Raw genomic sequence first — 17,171 nt, forward strand, 5'->3', positions numbered from 1 at the left:
TGTATTATTCTGCGCAATAGCACGGTTTTTGTCCAAAGGTATACGTTAATGTAATTCCAGAAAAGACATACCAATCGTTATTATTTAAATTTCCAAAACGCAAATTCGAAAAATTGCTGCTTGACGGATTACTTCCATCAATATTGTCAGTAAAAGTATAGCGAGCACCAACTTCTGCTCCTATAATAAAATGAGGTGTTACATTCGATTTAATTCCGAAAGTCATCGGAATAGCGATCGAACTCGAGGTTTTGTACTTTCTCGTTTCTCCTCCATTTATGTATAAATCATCGTAAAAAAAGTAACTTAAACCTGAATATATATAAGGTGTAAATTTTGTGTGATAATCATGCAGGTTGAAATCAAAAAAATTGAATTCCAAGCCAGCAGAAAGTTCTTTGATGTTGTTTCTGAAGCTATATCCTCTTTTGCTTCTTCCTGTTTCATCCGAGTCTAAATCATTTCCGGCAACTGTAGATTGTGTATAAGAAAAGCGATACGCATGACGCGGACTTTTATTCCATTTGTATAATACGCCAAAAGCCAGTTTGTCTGGATTGATATATGTCGTACTTCCGACGTCTCCAACAAAGTTGCTTCCACCTAGAAAAACACCAATCTCATTGATCTGAGCATTTAGTGTAATAAAGGGGAAAAAACATAACAATAAATTAAAAATTTTCTTCATTTAATTCAAAATTGCGTGCAAATATAATAATTATCGATACGAATCAACGTTGCTTTGATTAAATGTGCTTTTTTTTCAATTTACATTATGATTTTGAGACATTTAATGCGGATTCGATACATGCAGAACGAGAAAAAGTGGCATTATCGTATAGTCAGCCGTCAGAAAAAGACTTAATTTCTTTTGTCTTCTCCCCAAAGCAGTTTATTTCTCAAAGTTTTCAGGAAAGTTTCGCCAGGAATCTCTACCATTTTGATTTTGTAATCTGTTTTTTTGATTTTTAAGATAGATTCGTTCTTTACGGATGAAATTCTGGAATCTAAAGAAACTAAATATTGATCTTCTCTTCCTGTAACTCGTAATGTTATTTCAGTGTCATCAGGAATCACAAGAGGGCGTGCTGTTAAATTATGTGGTGCGATTGGCGTAATAACCAGGCTTTTTACATCTGGTGTTAATATTGGCCCGCCACAACTTAAAGAATAACCTGTAGATCCGGTTGGCGTAGAGATAATTAGACCGTCAGCCCAATAGGAATTTAGGTATTCATTGTTTAAATACGTTTCTACAGTAATCATCGAAGTAGTGTCTTTACGGCTGACAGTAACTTCGTTCATTGCAAAATTTAGTTCTTTGAAAGCTTCATTGTCTGGTTCAGAAGTTAAGCCAAGCAGAGTTCTTTCAGATGTTGTGTAATTCTGATCAATAACATATTGCAATAAACCGTCTATGTTTTCTTTTTGAACTTTGGCAAGAAATCCTAATCGCCCAGCATTAATACCTAAAAGAGGAACACCTGAGTTACGTACCAAAGCTGCAGATCTCAAAACGGTTCCGTCGCCACCAATACTAATCAGCATTTCAAAACTATTGTCTAAAATCGTACTCGATGAAAATGTTTTGTAATCTCTTTTTACGAGTTGTTTTTCATAAAGCATCTGAAGGAAATTTTCCTCGATAACTATTTCAACATTATTTGAGGTTAAAAACGAGAAAATATCTTTTATAATTGGCTCGGTGCTGTTTTGATAATATTGTCCGTAAATGGCTATTTTCATTATTTTTAAATTAGATAATTTGTCAATGTGTCAATTAGATAATTTGCAAATGTGAAAATTGTCTAATTAACTAATTTTCTCATTGGCACATTCGTAATTTATATATTAAGGTATTTGTCTAAATAATCAGAACGTTCTTTAAGACTGTTAATATAGGCATCTTCCTGATGTTCAGAAATAATTTCATAATTATATCGTCTGAAAGTCTGGATGATTTCATTCATTGGCCCAACACCGATTTTAACTGTAATCTGAACATTTTCCAAATCAGCTTCAGAAATAAAACAGCCCAGGATTTTTCCGTTATTGCTTTCTACAATCTGTGTTACCTGACCCATAGAATAATCCAAAAGACCTTTTTGAACAATTATGATGCCTCCTTGTTCTTTTAGAAATGGAGTTTCCTGAAAGAATCGCATGATATCTTCCATTTCATAGTATCCAATATATTCATTGTTTTCATCCAATACCGGAATTGTATTGGTATGATTTTTAGCAAAAACTTCTAAAACGTCAAGCCAGATCATTGATTTTCGGGCAAAAAAACGTTCTAAAGTATATTTGTAGTCAATTGCCTTTTTATCTGTATCGAAAGTTTCAATATCGTCAGCGGCAATACTACCTATAAAAATTCCGCCTTCTAAAACCGGAAAATGCGAAAAATCGACATCAGCAAAAAAGTCCTGAACAGATGCTATCGTTTCCAGACTATCAATCGCTCTGAAATCATTGGTGATATAGTTTGTAATTTCTGTCATAAATCAATTGAAGATATTTCCTTGCAAAATAATCAAAAAATACCAAAAACTACGACGTTTTACTTTGTATTTTTGTCATTACAAATATAGTGTTACTAGAATTAATTATCTATTTATATGACAAAGTTAAGTGTAAATATCAATAAAATTGCAACCTTAAGAAATGCACGTGGCGGGAATGTTCCTGATTTATTAAAAGTAGCTGCCGATATTCAGAAATTTGGAGCTCAGGGAATCACCATTCATCCTCGTCCAGATGAGCGTCACATACGTTATCAGGATGCTCGCGATTTAAAAGCAATTGTTACGACTGAATATAATATTGAAGGAAATCCACAGCATAATTTTATTGATTTGGTTTTAGAATGCAAACCAGATCAGGTTACTTTAGTTCCAGATGCCATTGGAGCGATTACATCTTCGGCAGGTTGGGATACAATTAAAAATCAAGAATATTTGACAGAAGTAATTCAGGAATTTCAGCGAAACGGAATTCGAACTTCAATTTTTGTTGATCCGGTTTTGGAAATTATTGAAGGAGCAAAAAAAACAGGAACGGACAGAATCGAATTATATACTGAAGCTTTTGCACATCAATATGATTTAGGAAACAAAAAAGGAATCGAGCCTTATACAAAAGCAGCAGAATTAGCAAATGAATTAGGTTTAGGAATCAATGCCGGACATGATTTGAGTTTGGATAATATCAAATTTTTCAAAGAGAATATCCCAGGTTTGCTTGAAGTGTCAATAGGGCATGCTTTAATTTCTGAAGCGCTTTATCTTGGTTTAGATAATGTTGTAAATATGTATTTGAATAAATTGAAATAAAACTTTCAAAGTAAAAATAAAAGTATGCTTTACTCAAAAATAGAAGGCGAAGGAAAACCATTAGTTATAATGCATGGATTTCTGGGAATGTCAGACAATTGGAAAACACTCGCAGGCCAATATGTAGAAGCCGGATTTCAGGTTCATATTTTGGATTTAAGAAATCACGGACGCAGTTTTCATTCCGATGAATGGAGTTACGAAGCAATGGTTCAGGATGTATTTGAATATTGCCAAGCAAATAATTTAACGAGAATTGATATTCTTGGACATTCGATGGGCGGAAAAGTAGCAATGCTTTTTGCAACAACACATTCGGAAATTGTAGATAAGTTAATTGTAGCAGATATCGGTCCGAGATTTTATAAACAGCATCATCAGGATATTTTGGCAGGATTAAATGCAGTTGATTTTTCAGTAAAACCAAGCAGAGCTGATGTTGAGGGAATTGTAGCGCAATATGTTCCTGATTTTGGGACGCGTCAATTTCTGTTAAAGAATTTATATTGGAAAGAGCCGGGACAATTAGCCTTTAGATTTAATCTGGAAGTTTTTAATAATAATCTGGATGCAATTGGAAAACCTCTGGCAGAAGGTTTGGTTTTTGATAAACCGACATTATTTATTAGAGGAGGAGAATCTGGCTATATTCAGGATGAAGATATTGATTCAATAAGAAAGCATTTTCCGAATTTAAAATTAGAAACGATTCCAAATGCCGGACATTGGCTTCATGCCGAAAACCCTAAAATGTTTTTTGAACTTACAGCAGGGTTTTTAAAAGAATAGCACTTTTGATGAAATTTTTATTATTTTTAAATAAATTTTAAATCTGAAAAACTATGAAATTATTACTCAGACTTCTTGTTACAGCGGCTTTAGTTTTATTATTATCTAACCTTTTAACGGGGGTTGTGGTTACTAGTTTTGGAACAGCTGTAATTGTTGCAGTAGTTTTAGGCTTGCTAAATGTTTTTATAAAACCTATTTTAGTAGTGTTAACATTGCCAGTAACTGTTGTTACACTAGGTTTGTTTTTACTGGTCATAAATGCTTTAATGATTTTGGCTTGTACTAAAATTGTCGGAGGTTTTGCTGTCGATTCATTCTGGACAGCCTTAATTTTTAGTGTTATTTTGTCAATTCTGCAATCTATCACATATAAGATACTTGGAGACGATAAATAAAGCAAATTGAACAGATTAAAACTGCTTCTAATACAATAGATTAAAAACTTGGTTGGGTTGCAAAAATTTTATAATTTTGCAACCCAATTTTATTATGTAAATTAAAGAAGAAGATGGATATTAAAAGAGTAGCAATAGACGCTGTAAACGAGACAATTGTTATGAACGTTGTTCATATGGATTATAAAGGTCAAGTAGCAAAAAGAATCAATGAAAAATTGCCTTTGGCTCAAGTAAAAGGATTTAGAAAAGGACAAGTTCCTAAAGATCTTGTTGAAAAACAATACGGAAAAGCTATTAAACAAGAAGAAATCAAGAAAGTAGTTGACTTGGCTTTAGAGCGTTTCATTCAATCTGAAAGACTAAACCTTTTAGGAACTCCTCTTGCTAAAGAAAACGAAAACCTTGACTGGGATGCAGAAGAATTAACTTTTGAATTCGAAATTGGTTTAGTGCCAAACTTTGAAATTGATTTAGAAGCTAAAAACAATATCGTAAAATATATCGTTACTGCTGATGATAAATTAATCGACGGACAAGTTGAGCGTATCCAAAAACAATTTGGAAAAGCAATTCCTCAGGATAAAGTTGAAGCTGATTCAGATTTAACTGGAACTTTCACAAACGAAGAAAAAGGAATCAACAATACAACTACAATTTCTGTATCTACTTTCAACAAAAAAGCTGGAGATAAATTCATCGGTAAAAAAGTTGGAGACGTTGTTAGAGTTAGCACAAAAGGTTTATTCGAAGACGATCACCAATTAATGGATTACTTAAAAGTAGCTCATGATGATGTTCACGGTTTAGATATCGAAGTAAACTTTACTATCGAAGCAATCAACGGTTCTGAATTAGCAGAATTAAACCAAGAATTATTTGATAAACTTTTTGGTGAAGGAAAAGTAGCTTCTTTAGAAGATTTAAAATCTAAAATTAAAGAAGATGCTGAATCTCAATTCGCACAACAAGCAGATCAAAAATTATTATTAGATGTTCAGGATTTCTTGATCGAGAACACTAAATTTGATTTACCAGCTGAATTCTTGAAAAAATGGTTGCAAACTGTTGGAGAGAAAAAACTTTCTGCAGAAGAAGCTGAAGTTGAATACGCAAGATCTGAAAAAGGTTTACGTTTCCAATTAATCGAAGGAAAAGCATTAGCTCAAAGCAATATCCAAATTACATTTGAAGACTTGAAAGAGTTTACTTCTGGTGCTATCAGACAGCAAATGGCTCAATTTGGACAAACAAATCCAACTGACGAAGAAGTTCAAGGAATCGTGGCTAGAGTTTTATCTAACCAAGAAGAAGTGAAAAGACTTTCTGAGCAAGTTGTAGCAGCTAAAATGTTAGATATCTTTAAAGAAAAAGCTAATCCAACAACTAAAGAGGTTACTTACGAAGAATTTATTGCTGCGTCTTACGGAGAATAATTTCTAAGAAAACAATTATATATGGAGCGTCAGGATTTTTTCCTGACGCTCTTTTGTTTTAATTTATTTTTGATTACTTTTCAGGAGCTAATCCAGCTATCCGTTACAAGTTTTTTCATTGCTGCCTTTTTTTGTAAGGTATAAAAAGAGCTTCCGTTGGTCGCTTTTTTCTACCAACAAAAAATAGTTGCTATTTCAAAAAGCTTTTCACTGCTATCTGGGCTAGAAATAAGACAAATTGACATCCTTTTTAAAAAGGTATGACCTTTGCGGAGAATAAAAAGTTATACACCAAATAAACGTAAAACAGATACATATGAACTACGGTAAAGAATTCAAAAAATTTGCTACAAAGCACCAAGGAGTAAACGCAATGTACTATGACAAAATCATAGCAGCGATGAACCCAACAAACATGACTCCATATATTATCGAAGAGCGCCAGTTGAACGTTTCTCAATTAGACGTTTTTTCAAGATTAATGATGGACAGAATTATCTTTTTAGGAACAGGTATTGATGACCAAATCGCTAATATCGTTCAGGCGCAGTTATTATTTTTAGAAAGTGCTGATGCTTCAAAAGATATTCAAATTTATCTAAATTCTCCAGGAGGAAGCGTTTACGCAGGATTAGGAATTTATGATACAATGCAATTCATTAAACCTGATGTTGCAACAATCTGTACAGGAATGGCAGCTTCTATGGGAGCAGTTTTATTATGTGCCGGAGCAGCAGGAAAACGTTCAGCATTGCCACACTCAAGAGTAATGATTCACCAACCATCTGGAGGAGCACAAGGGGTTGCAACAGATATGGAAATCAACTTACGTGAAATGTTGAAATTAAAAGATGAGTTATATCACATTATTTCTCAGCATTCAGGACAAACTTTTGATAAAGTGCATAAAGACAGTGAGCGTGATTACTGGATGATTGCAGACGAAGCAAAAGAATACGGAATGATTGATGAAGTATTAAGAAGAAGCTAAAAATTAGTTTCAGGTTTCATGTTTCAAGTTGCTTTGGCGAACCTGAAATTTGAAACTTTAAACTTTAAACAAAAAAAATATTAAGCTGTAAGGAGTTAAGTTTTAAAGTTTTAATTAAAAAGCTTAGAAACTTAGTATCTTTGCAGCTTAGTAACTTAAATAAAGAATGGCAAAAGTAGTATTAGAATGTTCGTTTTGTGGAAGAAAAAAGCCAGAAACTAATTTATTGATTGCGGGTATTAATGCACATATCTGTGATAAGTGTATTGAACAAGCACACGGAATTGTATTAGAAGAATTAAAGTCTAGCGGAAATGCAAAACTTATTGGGGACTTAATTTTAAAGAAACCAAAAGAAATCAGAGCTTTTCTGGATCAATATGTTATTGGTCAGGATCAGACAAAAAAGGTTATGTCGGTTGCGGTTTACAATCACTACAAACGTTTAATGCAACAGCAATTAGACGACGAAGTTGAGATTGAAAAAAGTAACATTATCATGGTTGGTCAAACCGGAACTGGAAAAACATTGGTAGCAAAAACTATTGCAAAAATGTTAGACGTTCCTTTGGCAATTGTTGATGCAACTGTACTTACAGAAGCTGGATATGTTGGGGAAGATGTCGAAAGTATTTTGACACGTTTACTACAAGCAGCAGATTATGATGTAGCTAAAGCCGAAAGAGGAATCGTATTTATTGATGAAATTGACAAAATTGCCCGTAAGAGCGATAATCCATCAATAACTCGTGATGTTTCTGGTGAAGGTGTACAGCAAGCTTTATTGAAATTATTAGAAGGAACAGTTGTAAACGTACCGCCAAAAGGAGGACGTAAGCACCCAGATCAAAAATTTGTTGAGGTTAATACTCAAAATATTCTGTTTATTGCCGGTGGTGCTTTTGACGGAGTAGAACGTATTATTTCAAAACGTTTGAATCGTCAGGCAGTTGGTTATTCAACTTCTAAAAATGTCGATAATATTGATAAAAACAATTTATTGCAATATATCATTCCAAAAGACATTAAAGATTTTGGATTGATTCCGGAGATTATTGGTCGTTTGCCAGTATTGACGCACATGGATCCTTTAGACAGAGAAACTTTGCGTGCAATTTTGACACAGCCTAAAAATGCATTAGTAAAACAATATCAGAAATTATTTTTAATGGATGATGTTGAATTTAGTATTACTGATGAAGCATTGGATTTTATTGTTGATAAAGCTTTAGAATACAAATTAGGCGCTCGTGGATTGCGTTCGTTATGTGAAGCTATCTTAACTGATGCGATGTACGAATTGCCAAGTTCTAATGATACAACTTTGACAATCGACAAAGAATATGCAGAACATACTTTGAGTAAAAACTTATTGAAGCGCATGGAAATTGCTTCGTAAATTAAAAAATAACTTTGTCAAGTTTTGGCAAATCTCTTTTAAACCTGTTCATTTATTTGAGCAGGTTTTTTTATACTTTTTAAGCAAGATTTCCGTTTCAGATTTTATGTAAATTGTAGGCATGAAAAATATGATTTTTGTAATTGGTTTGGTTTTGATTTTATCTTGTAATCAAAAAGATAAGAAAGAAATTGTGGTTTCTAAAAATGAAAACAAAACAGAAGTAATTAAAGAAGAGAAACCTCGAGTCGAAGTTGATTACAGTAAATTTTACAAAGAAGCAAAAGAGTACGCTCTTCGAAACAATTTAAATAACGATAAATTTATTTTAATTGATTTGGGATTGCATTCTGGTTTAAAACGATTTTTTGTATATGATTTTCAAAAGAATACAATTGTTAAATCCTGCATGGTTAGTCACGGCTGTGGAGATAATAGATGGGGCGCGACAACAACCAAAGAAAAAGTACAGATTAGTAATGAATTTGATTCGCATTGTTCTTCGCTCGGTAAATATGTTATTTTAGATCGAGGCGTTAGTCAATGGGGAATTAAAGTGAATTATATTTTACAAGGAAAAGACAAGACAAATTCAAATGCGAGAAATCGTGCAATCGTTTTGCATTCCTGGGAGGCAGTTTCTGAGAATGAAGTTTATCCAGAAGGAACTCCTGAAGGTTGGGGTTGTCCGGCAGTTTCAAACGAAAGCATGAAAGAAATAGATGAACTTTTGAAAACGAACAAAAAAGTTTTGATGTGGGTTATTAAATCCTAATTTATGGATGTCATGAAAATGAAACTTCTCGTTTAGCCCTGATCGAAACGGCATCGTAATAAGTGTTTTTCTGTGTTTTTTTACTGTAGAGACGCACTGCAGTGCGTGTACGTATGCATATTAATGTTTTTAGATTATTTTTAAATCAATTGTTAGACGCACTGCAGTGCGTCTCTACGATAAAATTACTGAACTCTGAATTTCTCTCTGTATTCAATAGGTTTCATTCCGACCATTTTATAAAACACTTTTCGGAATGCTTTTGGATCGTTATAACCCGTTTTTTCGATAATTTCTGAAATTGAAAGTTGTGTTTGTTCTAAATATTTTTTTGAACTTTCGACTCTAATATTTTGCAGATATTCAATTGGCGGAATTCCGGTTACTTGCTTAAATCTGCGTGTCATATTGCGAGCGCTGGTTGGAATATCTTTAGTGATTTCTTCCAGTTTTTCAATTGAATGATATTGGCTTTCGATTTTTTGCTGCAACATGGCAACCAAAGTATCGTTGTGCAAATGATTTGGCCTAAAAGTGCTAAAATAACTCTGCTTGTATCGATTTAAGTCGATCGAGAAAATTTTGGCAATTTGAACTGCGATCTCGTTTCCGCAATATTTCTGAACTAAAAGAATCAATAAGTGAAATGTTGAGGTTGAGCCGCCACTGGTATATAGACTTCCATCGGCAGTTAAAGTTTCCTCAGGTTTTAATTTTACCAACGGAAAAGCCTTTGTAAAAGCACTGCAGGCGTCAACATGCGTAGTTGCTAATTTTTCATTCAATAATCCTGAAGCAGCAAACAAAAAAGCGCCGGTGCAAAAACTGGCTAATTCAGCTCCGTTTTGATGTTGCTTTTTTAACCACGGAATAAAATCTTTATTCTTTGCGATCATTTCACTCATATTATCTGTGGTAAAAGCCGGAATCAAAATTAAGTCTAAAGCAATATCTGAATTTTCAATAACATGAACTTTATAGCCAAATAATTGTTCCTGAGTAATTTGCCCAGCCGATTGAAAAACCATAATTTCAAAAGGGTTTTCATGTTCTTTGCTCAATTTATTGGCTGTTTCAAAAACTTCTAAAATCGCTGCTATGCTCAACAATTTATAGTCGTGGGGCACAATTAAACCTGTTTTCTTGCTCATGATTTTTTCTTTTTGAAAGATTTACATTCTTACAAAAGTAGATAATTTGTCTCAAATGACCCTAAAAATGACTTTTTATGTAACTTTAAGTTAATCCTAAAATTTTAAATTTGTTTTTATTAATTTGTAATTTTATAAAGATGAAAACAAAGATATTCTTAAATCTTCCCGTAAAAGATTTAAATAAGGCAGTGGCTTTTTATAATGAATTAGGTTTTTCGACTAATCCAAAATTCACAAATGAAAAAGGAGCTTGTTTGGTTATTGACGAAAATATATTTGTGATGCTTTTGGTTGAAGAGTTTTATAAAACCTTTACCGAAAAACAAATTTGCGATGCTGCTACAACCAGCGAAGTTCTAATTTCAATTTCTTTGGACTCTCGTGAACAAGTAGATGAAATAATAGAAAAAGCGATTAAAGCGGGTGGAGTAGATTATATTCCAGCAAAAGATTATGGATGGATGTATCAAAGAACTTTTTTAGATGTTGACAATCATCATTGGGAAGTTTTCTATATGGATGAAAGCAAAATACGAAATGAGATGTAATCAATTTAATTGAACAATAATGATAACAGTTCAAAATATAATTAATGCATCAATAGAAAAGGTCTGGGGTTTTTGGATTACACCAAAACACATCGAAAACTGGAATACTGCTTTTGATAATTGGTATACAAGTTCTGCCGAAAATGATTTGAAAGCGGAAGGAAAGTTTAGGTATGAAATGACATCAAAAGATAAAACCGAAAATTTTGATTTTGAGGGAATCTATATAAAAGTTGAAAAGTTTCGATTAATAGAATACAAACTTTCAGATAACAGAATCGGAAGTATTCATTTTGAGGATTTTGGAAAAAGCGTAAAAATTACTGAAATATTTGAGCCAAATAAAATGGATTCTGAAAGCATGCAAAAGCAATGGTGTCAAGATGTAATTGATAACTTTAAAAAATATACAGAAAAATTTTAAAACTAAATTTAATATATAATGATTACAATAAAAAGCACGGTTAATGCATCTGCAGAAAAAGTTTGGAAGTTTTGGAATACGCCGGAACATATTACAAAATGGAGTTTTGCTTCTCCAGACTGGCATACGCCTTACGCAGAAGCTGATGTGAGAGAAGGAGGAAAATTCAAATCGACAATGGCGGCAAAAGACGGAAGTATGAGCTTTGATTTTGAAGGTGAATTTACTTTGGTGAAACCAAATGAAGCGCTTTCGTATGTTATGGCTGATGGAAGAAAAGTTGAAATTACTTTTACCCAAACAGGAGAAGGTGTTGAAATCGTTGAAAGTTTTGATCCCGAAACAGTAAATCCTGAAGAAATGCAGCGCGCAGGCTGGCAGGCGATTTTAGATAATTTTAAAAATTATATTGAAAATAATTAGTTTTTTTAGGTGCAAAACCTCAATGGTGCAGAGGTTTAAAGATTGTAATACAGATTAAACTCAAATTGACTTACATAACTAATGTTTTAAAATAAATTGTTTAACACAAAAAAATCAAAAAAATGACAAAACAAATATGGTTGAATTTGCCTGTTAAGAATATTGCAAAAGCGAAAGATTTTTTCTGGAAAATAGGTTTTTCTTTCAATGAACAGCACGATACGCCAAGTTCTACTTGCATGGTGGTTGGCGAAGGACATTTTGTGGTGATGCTTTTTGAAGAAATGCTTTTTTCAAGTTTTTCGCAAAATGCTCTTACAGATACAAAATCAAGTTCTGAGGTTCTGATTTCAATTGATGCAGAAAGCAGAGAAGAAGTTGACGAATTAGCCAAGAAAGTGACTGAGGCCGGCGGAACTGTTTTTGCAGAACCAGCAGAAAGCCAGGGTTGGATGTATGGCTTTGGATTTGCAGATTTAGACGGACATCGCTGGAATGTTTTGTTTATGGATTTTAGTAAATTATCGTAGTTATGGAAAAATTGGAATTTAAAATTAGAATTAAAGCTCCTTCTCCAAAAGTTTGGGAGATTTTATGGAACGATGCCACTTATAGAGAATGGACGGGCGCTTTTTGTGAAGGTTCGTATGCAATAAGTGATTGGAATGAAGGTGACAAAATACATTTTATGTCACCAAGCGGCGAAGGAATGAACAGCATTATCGAAACTAAAATTCCAAATGAATATATGGCTTTCAAACATATAGGTGAAATTAAAGATTTTAAAGAACTGCCTCTTGACGAAGAAACAAAAAAATGGAGTGGAGCAATGGAAACCTATAGATTAACGCCAGATAATGAATTTACTGATTTGACGGCCCAAGTTGATGTTGTCGAAAAGTATATTGATTATTTTAAAGAAGCTTTTCCAAAAGGCTTGGAGAAAGCAAAAGAATTAGCAGAGAAATAGAATAAAGAGAATCAAAAATTTATAATTAACAATCAACAATTAAATAAAAAAATCATGGCAGCAGTAAACCCTTATTTATTATTTAATGGAAATTGCGAAGAAGCATTTCTATTTTACAAATCCGTTTTTGGAGGTGAATTTCCATATATCGGAAAATTTAAAGACATGCCTAAAGAAGAAGGCTGTGACGAAGTTTCTGAAGCAGATGCTGAAAGAATTATGCACGTTTCATTGCCAATTGGTGATACTATTTTAATGGGAAGCGACAGTTCGACACGATTTGGCGATTTGCCTTTTGGAGAAAACTTCTCAATTTCGATCAATACAGAAAGTACTGAAGAAGCAGATCGAATTTTTAACGGACTTTCAGCAGGCGGAAAAGTAGAAATGCCTTTGAATAAAACATTTTGGGGCGCTTATTTCGGAATGTTTAAAGATAAGTTTGGAATCAACTGGATGGTAAACTTTGATGAAAATCAGCCAGCTAAATAACAATAAGTTATGTTATTCTAAAAGCGGAACATAATTGTTAAATTACTTCAAAAAGCGCATGTATATGCGCTTTTTGTTTGCAAAAAAAACAAAGATTATTCTTTTTTATCACCAATAGATTGCCGATTTTTGTCGCTTCAAAATCAATAAAGAAAAAATGGCAATAGAGGATAAAGAAATTATTTTATTAAAAGTTTCAGGACACGATAAAATAGGAGTTACAGCAGGTTTAACAGCTGTATTGGCGGCTTATGATGCTAATATTTTAGATATCGGTCAGGCCGATATTCACGATACACTTTCTTTAGGAATTTTGTTTGAAATTGCTGCAGGTTCATCTTCAGCACCCGTTTTAAAAGACTTATTGTTCAAGGCTTACGAACTAGAAATCAAAGTGAAATTTATTCCAATTTCTATCGAAGACTACGAAACATGGGTAAAATCACAATCTAAACAACGCTACATTATCAATATTTTAGGAGAAAAACTGGCAGCTTCTCAATTGGCGGCAGTGACTAAAATTATGTCAGATCAAAATCTGAATATTGATTCGATTATACGATTAACAGGAAGAACTTCAATTGTTGAAAAAGAAGAATATCCGCGTTCTTGTATTCAATTATCGGTTACAGGCGAAATTGTAAATAAAATTGTCATGACGGCAAGTTTTATGGAGATTTCAAGAACTTTAAATGTCGATATTTCGTTCCAGGAAGATAATATTTACAGAAGAAACCGTCGTTTGGTTTGCTTCGATATGGATTCGACTTTAATCCAAACCGAAGTTATTGACGAATTGGCAGAATTAAATGGAGTAGGCGATCAGGTACGTGCAATTACTGAGTCGGCGATGAATGGTGAAATTGATTTCAACGAAAGTTTCAAACAACGAATGGCTTTACTGGAAGGTTTGAGTGAAGAAGTTTTACAAAATGTTGCCATAAATTTACCAATTACCCAAGGCGCACATCGCTTGATGAAAGCGCTTAAATATTATGGATATAAAACTGCGATCCTTTCGGGAGGTTTCACTTATTTTGGAGATTATCTGCAAAAAGAATTAGGAATCGACTACGTTCACGCCAATCAACTGGAAATTAAAGACGGTAAATTAACCGGTAAATATTTAGGTGATATTATAAACGGAGAAAAGAAAGCCGAATTACTAAAAGCAATTGCCGAAAAAGAGGGAATCCACATCAATCAAACAATAGCAGTTGGAGACGGAGCAAACGATTTACCAATGCTTAACTTAGCTGGTTTAGGAATCGCTTTCCACGCAAAACCAAAAGTAAAAGAAAGTGCTTCAACATCGATTTCAAGTTTAGGTCTTGATGGAGTTTTATATCTTTTAGGATATCACGATCGATATATTGATATGATGTAATATTTTCATGATGATGATTCACGATAATCTTGTCATCCCGAGGAACGGGAGATCTCACAAGTAGCTCGACAATCAAAATAAAACAAAACCTCAGTTTTTAAAGAAAGAACTGAGGTTTTTTTATTTCATAATCACCTGTTGTGTGGTTTTCTTAATTTAATACAATATTTTTAATTGCACCGATCGGAGCAATTTGTACTGATTTGCTTTTTGGAGTGAGATAAAAATAATATGCACTATTAGCATCTATTAAAAAAACATTTTCAGTTTCTCCCGTAGTAAAGGTTAGTTTCTGCTTGTAAACTAATTTATTCTCCTTGATTTTTTTCGCCATTTTCATTCCGCCACCAATTCCCAATCCTAGAAAAAAACTTAGTATTCCTAAGCTTATGGCGATTAAAAAGAATTTAGTTAGTTTACTTTTGAGTGCTTCGTTTGATAACCCATTTTCATTAATATTGAAAACTTTCTTTATCCAACTTTTATTACGGTTATGATAAGCGAATGTTAGAATAAGAAGTATCACAATTATAAAAAAAATGAATCCCAACATTAGAATAGGAGTTGATGTTAAATCAGCAATCGGGCTTATCAATATGTCCATAATTGTGGAATATTTCAAAATGTTTATTTTCAGTTGATAATAAAAAACACTTTCTTTCATGATTCCCATTATGACAAGAAACAAATATCCCAAGGGAATTAAATTTTGTATTTTTTCGACTGATTTCATTTCTAATTTTCCATTATTTAAGGTTTAAATTTTGCCGAATTTTATACGGGACTCTTTGAAATTTATTTCCTCGAATCTAATTCCTTTTTAATTTCTTTCAAATTATTCAAATTCAAGAAAAGAATTGGCAATAGAGCAATTGGAACAACATTCATAGCGCTGAAACCTTTCATAAAAATAATGAATATGTTAAGAGCAAAAAGCATCAGTAATACAACGCCAAAAATGGTATTCACGGTCTTAAGTGCTTTTTGATTTTTAATCAGCTCTTCAGTGCTCATTTCGCTGAATTTCGTTTTTTTCAAGTTCTATTAAGTATAATTAGTTTGTTAACACATTTCTTTCAACTGTTCCAAATAATCCCTCTGATTCGAAAGTCTCGGAATCTTATGTTGTCCACCTAATTTATCACGTTCTTTCAACCAATCATAAAATAAGTTTTCGCGCGCAACATTTATCACCAAAGGATTTAATGTCATATTGTTGTAGCGTTTCGCTTCGTAATCAGAATTTAAAGTCTGTAAAGTCTCGTCGAGCACTTTTTGGAAAAGACCAACATCAGCCGGTTTTTTCTTGAATTCAATCATCCATTCATGCGCACCTTTTTCTTTGTCGTGCATAAAAATAGGAGCAACCGTATAATCGATAACTTCAGTTTGTGTTATTTGACAGGCTTTAGCAATCGCCTGATCGGTGTTTTCAACCATTAATTCTTCTCCAAAAACATTAATATGATGTTTGGTTCTTCCTGTAACTCTTATTCTATAAGGATTTAAGGAAGTAAATCGAACGGTGTCTCCAATTAAGTAACGCCATAAACCAGAATTTGTAGTAATAACGATGGCATAGTTTTTATTGAGTTCAACATCTGTTAAACGTACTACTTTTTGGTTGAGAGTTCCAAAAGTGTCCATCGGAATAAATTCGTAGAAAATTCCGTAATCCAGCATCAGTAATAAATCGCTAGAATAATTCAAGTCCTGAATAGCAAAAAAGCCTTCGGAAGCGTTATAAATTTCATAGTATTTAAAATCAGAACTTGGTAAAATTTTCTTGTATTGTTCTTTATAAGGAGAAAAACTTACACCTCCATGAAAGTAAACTTCAAGATTTGGCCAAAGTTCGAGCAAATTCTGATTGCCGGTATTTTCTAAAACTTTATTCATTAAAACCAACATCCAGGACGGAACTCCTGCAAAACTGGTTACATTTTCGTTTTTGGTTTCATTTATAATCGCTGCGATTTTGCTTTCCCATTCGCTCATAAGCGAAGTTTTGCTGCTTGGCGTACTGCTGAATTCAGCCCAAATAGGCATGTTTTCAATCAAAATTGCCGATAAATCGCCAAAGAAAGTATTATTGTTTTCGTAAATCTGAGAGCTTCCGCCCAAGCGAAGACTTTTTCCTAAAAACAATTCAGAATCTTCATTATTATTCAAATACAAACAGAGCAAATCTTTGCTTCCCTTATAATGGCAATCTTCAAGAGCCTCGTTGCTTACCGGAATGAATTTGCTTTTGGCATTTGTGGTACCACTTGATTTTGCAAACCATTTTATTGGTGTTTCCCAAAAAACGCCTTGCTCGCCTTGACGCGTGCGCTCAATTAAAGGCTGTAATTCTTCATACGTCGAAATGGGAACTCTTTCGCTAAAAGTCTTGTATGAATTTATCGATGCAAAATCATATTTTTTCCCCACAACAGTATTTTCTGAAGCCGTCAATAAATTATGCAATAGCTCTTCCTGAACTTCATTCGGATATTTTAGAAAAAGCTCGATTTGGTGTATCCTTTGTTTAAGGACCCAAGATGCGAAAGAATTTATGATAGATACAGGCATGAAGATTTTTATTTTAGATTTTGAATTTTTGCTCAAAAAGCAAAACTCATAAATTTAAGATTTGAATATCGGTAGA

At 33.2% G+C, this 17,171-nt stretch carries 21 protein-coding genes; 14 read left to right on the forward strand and 7 right to left on the reverse strand.

From position 1 onward, the window contains the following. Nucleotides 1–4: 4 nt before the first annotated feature. From GQ47_RS18300 to GQ47_RS18310, 3 genes are all read right to left on the reverse strand, one after another. Nucleotides 5–688: a type IX secretion system protein PorG gene (locus tag GQ47_RS18300; protein ID WP_035651581.1), complete on the reverse strand. Its 684-nt coding sequence runs from the start codon at nucleotides 686–688 to the stop codon at nucleotides 5–7. A gap of 173 nt (nucleotides 689–861) precedes the next feature. Next, the gene (locus GQ47_RS18305; protein WP_035651584.1) at nucleotides 862–1,746 is read right to left on the reverse strand and encodes an NAD kinase; all 885 of its coding nucleotides are present in this window, start codon (nucleotides 1,744–1,746) and stop codon (nucleotides 862–864) included. A gap of 98 nt (nucleotides 1,747–1,844) precedes the next feature. After that, nucleotides 1,845–2,504: a CBS domain-containing protein gene (locus tag GQ47_RS18310; protein ID WP_035651586.1), complete on the reverse strand. Its 660-nt coding sequence runs from the start codon at nucleotides 2,502–2,504 to the stop codon at nucleotides 1,845–1,847. Nucleotides 2,505–2,621: 117 nt separating this feature from the next. On the opposite strand from GQ47_RS18310, the gene GQ47_RS18315 reads away from it, so the two are divergent. From GQ47_RS18315 to GQ47_RS18345, 7 genes are all read left to right on the forward strand, one after another. Then, entirely contained in the window at nucleotides 2,622–3,335 is a 714-nt protein-coding gene (locus GQ47_RS18315) for a pyridoxine 5'-phosphate synthase (RefSeq protein ID WP_035651589.1), read from the forward strand. Nucleotides 3,336–3,359: 24 nt separating this feature from the next. Then, the gene (locus tag GQ47_RS18320; RefSeq protein WP_035651591.1) at nucleotides 3,360–4,124 is read left to right on the forward strand and encodes an alpha/beta fold hydrolase; all 765 of its coding nucleotides are present in this window, start codon (nucleotides 3,360–3,362) and stop codon (nucleotides 4,122–4,124) included. A gap of 53 nt (nucleotides 4,125–4,177) precedes the next feature. Next, nucleotides 4,178–4,522 carry a phage holin family protein gene (locus GQ47_RS23230; RefSeq protein WP_081909381.1) on the forward strand — a complete coding sequence of 115 codons (345 nt, stop codon included), beginning with the start codon at nucleotides 4,178–4,180 and terminating at the stop codon, nucleotides 4,520–4,522. A 113-nt stretch (nucleotides 4,523–4,635) separates the two neighbouring features. After that, on the forward strand, nucleotides 4,636–5,958 hold the full coding sequence (locus GQ47_RS18330; RefSeq protein ID WP_035651594.1) for a trigger factor: 1,323 nt from the start codon (nucleotides 4,636–4,638) through the stop codon (nucleotides 5,956–5,958). Between the two features lie 316 nt (nucleotides 5,959–6,274). Next, nucleotides 6,275–6,949 carry an ATP-dependent Clp endopeptidase proteolytic subunit ClpP gene (gene clpP / locus GQ47_RS18335; RefSeq protein WP_035651596.1) on the forward strand — a complete coding sequence of 225 codons (675 nt, stop codon included), beginning with the start codon at nucleotides 6,275–6,277 and terminating at the stop codon, nucleotides 6,947–6,949. Nucleotides 6,950–7,115: 166 nt separating this feature from the next. Next, entirely contained in the window at nucleotides 7,116–8,348 is a 1,233-nt protein-coding gene (gene clpX / locus GQ47_RS18340) for an ATP-dependent Clp protease ATP-binding subunit ClpX (protein ID WP_035651600.1), read from the forward strand. A gap of 121 nt (nucleotides 8,349–8,469) precedes the next feature. Further along, entirely contained in the window at nucleotides 8,470–9,123 is a 654-nt protein-coding gene (locus GQ47_RS18345) for a murein L,D-transpeptidase catalytic domain-containing protein (protein WP_035651602.1), read from the forward strand. A gap of 185 nt (nucleotides 9,124–9,308) precedes the next feature. On the opposite strand, the gene GQ47_RS18350 is transcribed toward GQ47_RS18345, so the two are convergent. Further along, nucleotides 9,309–10,274, reverse strand: coding sequence for a GlxA family transcriptional regulator (locus tag GQ47_RS18350; protein WP_035651605.1), 966 nt, complete (start codon nucleotides 10,272–10,274; stop codon nucleotides 9,309–9,311). Between the two features lie 140 nt (nucleotides 10,275–10,414). On the opposite strand from GQ47_RS18350, the gene GQ47_RS18355 reads away from it, so the two are divergent. The 7 genes from GQ47_RS18355 to serB all read left to right on the forward strand — a co-directional run bounded on the left by GQ47_RS18355 (nucleotide 10,415) and on the right by serB (nucleotide 14,521). Then, the gene (locus GQ47_RS18355) at nucleotides 10,415–10,825 is read left to right on the forward strand and encodes a VOC family protein (RefSeq protein ID WP_035651606.1); all 411 of its coding nucleotides are present in this window, start codon (nucleotides 10,415–10,417) and stop codon (nucleotides 10,823–10,825) included. Between the two features lie 19 nt (nucleotides 10,826–10,844). Continuing rightward, nucleotides 10,845–11,249 (forward strand): SRPBCC domain-containing protein, encoded by a 405-nt coding sequence (locus tag GQ47_RS18360; protein ID WP_035651609.1) that lies wholly within the window; start codon nucleotides 10,845–10,847, stop codon nucleotides 11,247–11,249. A gap of 18 nt (nucleotides 11,250–11,267) precedes the next feature. Further along, nucleotides 11,268–11,672, forward strand: coding sequence for an SRPBCC family protein (locus tag GQ47_RS18365; protein ID WP_035651611.1), 405 nt, complete (start codon nucleotides 11,268–11,270; stop codon nucleotides 11,670–11,672). 122 nt (nucleotides 11,673–11,794) lie between these two features. Continuing rightward, the gene (locus tag GQ47_RS18370) at nucleotides 11,795–12,202 is read left to right on the forward strand and encodes a VOC family protein (RefSeq protein WP_035651614.1); all 408 of its coding nucleotides are present in this window, start codon (nucleotides 11,795–11,797) and stop codon (nucleotides 12,200–12,202) included. A gap of 2 nt (nucleotides 12,203–12,204) precedes the next feature. Continuing rightward, nucleotides 12,205–12,642 (forward strand): SRPBCC family protein, encoded by a 438-nt coding sequence (locus tag GQ47_RS18375; protein ID WP_035651616.1) that lies wholly within the window; start codon nucleotides 12,205–12,207, stop codon nucleotides 12,640–12,642. 54 nt (nucleotides 12,643–12,696) lie between these two features. After that, a complete protein-coding gene (locus tag GQ47_RS18380) occupies nucleotides 12,697–13,134 on the forward strand; it encodes a VOC family protein (RefSeq protein WP_035651618.1) in 438 nt (145 codons plus the stop codon). A 157-nt stretch (nucleotides 13,135–13,291) separates the two neighbouring features. Next, the gene (serB, locus tag GQ47_RS18385; protein WP_035651620.1) at nucleotides 13,292–14,521 is read left to right on the forward strand and encodes a phosphoserine phosphatase SerB; all 1,230 of its coding nucleotides are present in this window, start codon (nucleotides 13,292–13,294) and stop codon (nucleotides 14,519–14,521) included. Between the two features lie 151 nt (nucleotides 14,522–14,672). On the opposite strand, the gene GQ47_RS18390 is transcribed toward serB, so the two are convergent. The 3 genes from GQ47_RS18390 to GQ47_RS18400 all read right to left on the reverse strand — a co-directional run bounded on the left by GQ47_RS18390 (nucleotide 14,673) and on the right by GQ47_RS18400 (nucleotide 17,095). Further along, nucleotides 14,673–15,254, reverse strand: a complete 582-nt coding sequence (locus tag GQ47_RS18390; protein ID WP_035651622.1) for a hypothetical protein — start codon at nucleotides 15,252–15,254, stop codon at nucleotides 14,673–14,675. Between the two features lie 62 nt (nucleotides 15,255–15,316). Continuing rightward, nucleotides 15,317–15,535 carry a redox-active disulfide protein 2 gene (locus tag GQ47_RS18395; protein WP_238568013.1) on the reverse strand — a complete coding sequence of 73 codons (219 nt, stop codon included), beginning with the start codon at nucleotides 15,533–15,535 and terminating at the stop codon, nucleotides 15,317–15,319. A gap of 48 nt (nucleotides 15,536–15,583) precedes the next feature. Then, nucleotides 15,584–17,095, reverse strand: a complete 1,512-nt coding sequence (locus GQ47_RS18400; protein WP_035651625.1) for a GH3 auxin-responsive promoter family protein — start codon at nucleotides 17,093–17,095, stop codon at nucleotides 15,584–15,586. Between the last annotated feature and the right edge of the window lie 76 nt (nucleotides 17,096–17,171).

It is taken from the genome of Flavobacterium sp. ASV13 (assembly GCF_000745775.1).
Taxonomy (GTDB): domain Bacteria; phylum Bacteroidota; class Bacteroidia; order Flavobacteriales; family Flavobacteriaceae; genus Flavobacterium.

Excerpts from the sequence above, each read along its gene's own strand:
- GQ47_RS18300 (WP_035651581.1), bottom strand. The coding sequence starts at position 688 with ATGAAGAAAATTTTTAATTTATTGTTATGTTTTTTCCCCTTTATTACA.
- GQ47_RS18305 (WP_035651584.1), bottom strand. The coding sequence starts at position 1,746 with ATGAAAATAGCCATTTACGGACAATATTATCAAAACAGCACCGAGCCA.
- GQ47_RS18310 (WP_035651586.1), bottom strand. The coding sequence starts at position 2,504 with ATGACAGAAATTACAAACTATATCACCAATGATTTCAGAGCGATTGAT.
- GQ47_RS18315 (WP_035651589.1), top strand. The coding sequence starts at position 2,622 with ATGACAAAGTTAAGTGTAAATATCAATAAAATTGCAACCTTAAGAAAT.
- GQ47_RS18320 (WP_035651591.1), top strand. The coding sequence starts at position 3,360 with ATGCTTTACTCAAAAATAGAAGGCGAAGGAAAACCATTAGTTATAATG.
- GQ47_RS23230 (WP_081909381.1), top strand. The coding sequence starts at position 4,178 with ATGAAATTATTACTCAGACTTCTTGTTACAGCGGCTTTAGTTTTATTA.
- GQ47_RS18330 (WP_035651594.1), top strand. The coding sequence starts at position 4,636 with ATGGATATTAAAAGAGTAGCAATAGACGCTGTAAACGAGACAATTGTT.
- clpP (WP_035651596.1), top strand. The coding sequence starts at position 6,275 with ATGAACTACGGTAAAGAATTCAAAAAATTTGCTACAAAGCACCAAGGA.
- clpX (WP_035651600.1), top strand. The coding sequence starts at position 7,116 with ATGGCAAAAGTAGTATTAGAATGTTCGTTTTGTGGAAGAAAAAAGCCA.
- GQ47_RS18345 (WP_035651602.1), top strand. The coding sequence starts at position 8,470 with ATGAAAAATATGATTTTTGTAATTGGTTTGGTTTTGATTTTATCTTGT.
- GQ47_RS18350 (WP_035651605.1), bottom strand. The coding sequence starts at position 10,274 with ATGAGCAAGAAAACAGGTTTAATTGTGCCCCACGACTATAAATTGTTG.
- GQ47_RS18355 (WP_035651606.1), top strand. The coding sequence starts at position 10,415 with ATGAAAACAAAGATATTCTTAAATCTTCCCGTAAAAGATTTAAATAAG.
- GQ47_RS18360 (WP_035651609.1), top strand. The coding sequence starts at position 10,845 with ATGATAACAGTTCAAAATATAATTAATGCATCAATAGAAAAGGTCTGG.
- GQ47_RS18365 (WP_035651611.1), top strand. The coding sequence starts at position 11,268 with ATGATTACAATAAAAAGCACGGTTAATGCATCTGCAGAAAAAGTTTGG.
- GQ47_RS18370 (WP_035651614.1), top strand. The coding sequence starts at position 11,795 with ATGACAAAACAAATATGGTTGAATTTGCCTGTTAAGAATATTGCAAAA.
- GQ47_RS18375 (WP_035651616.1), top strand. The coding sequence starts at position 12,205 with ATGGAAAAATTGGAATTTAAAATTAGAATTAAAGCTCCTTCTCCAAAA.
- GQ47_RS18380 (WP_035651618.1), top strand. The coding sequence starts at position 12,697 with ATGGCAGCAGTAAACCCTTATTTATTATTTAATGGAAATTGCGAAGAA.
- serB (WP_035651620.1), top strand. The coding sequence starts at position 13,292 with ATGGCAATAGAGGATAAAGAAATTATTTTATTAAAAGTTTCAGGACAC.
- GQ47_RS18390 (WP_035651622.1), bottom strand. The coding sequence starts at position 15,254 with ATGAAATCAGTCGAAAAAATACAAAATTTAATTCCCTTGGGATATTTG.
- GQ47_RS18395 (WP_238568013.1), bottom strand. The coding sequence starts at position 15,535 with ATGAGCACTGAAGAGCTGATTAAAAATCAAAAAGCACTTAAGACCGTG.
- GQ47_RS18400 (WP_035651625.1), bottom strand. The coding sequence starts at position 17,095 with ATGCCTGTATCTATCATAAATTCTTTCGCATCTTGGGTCCTTAAACAA.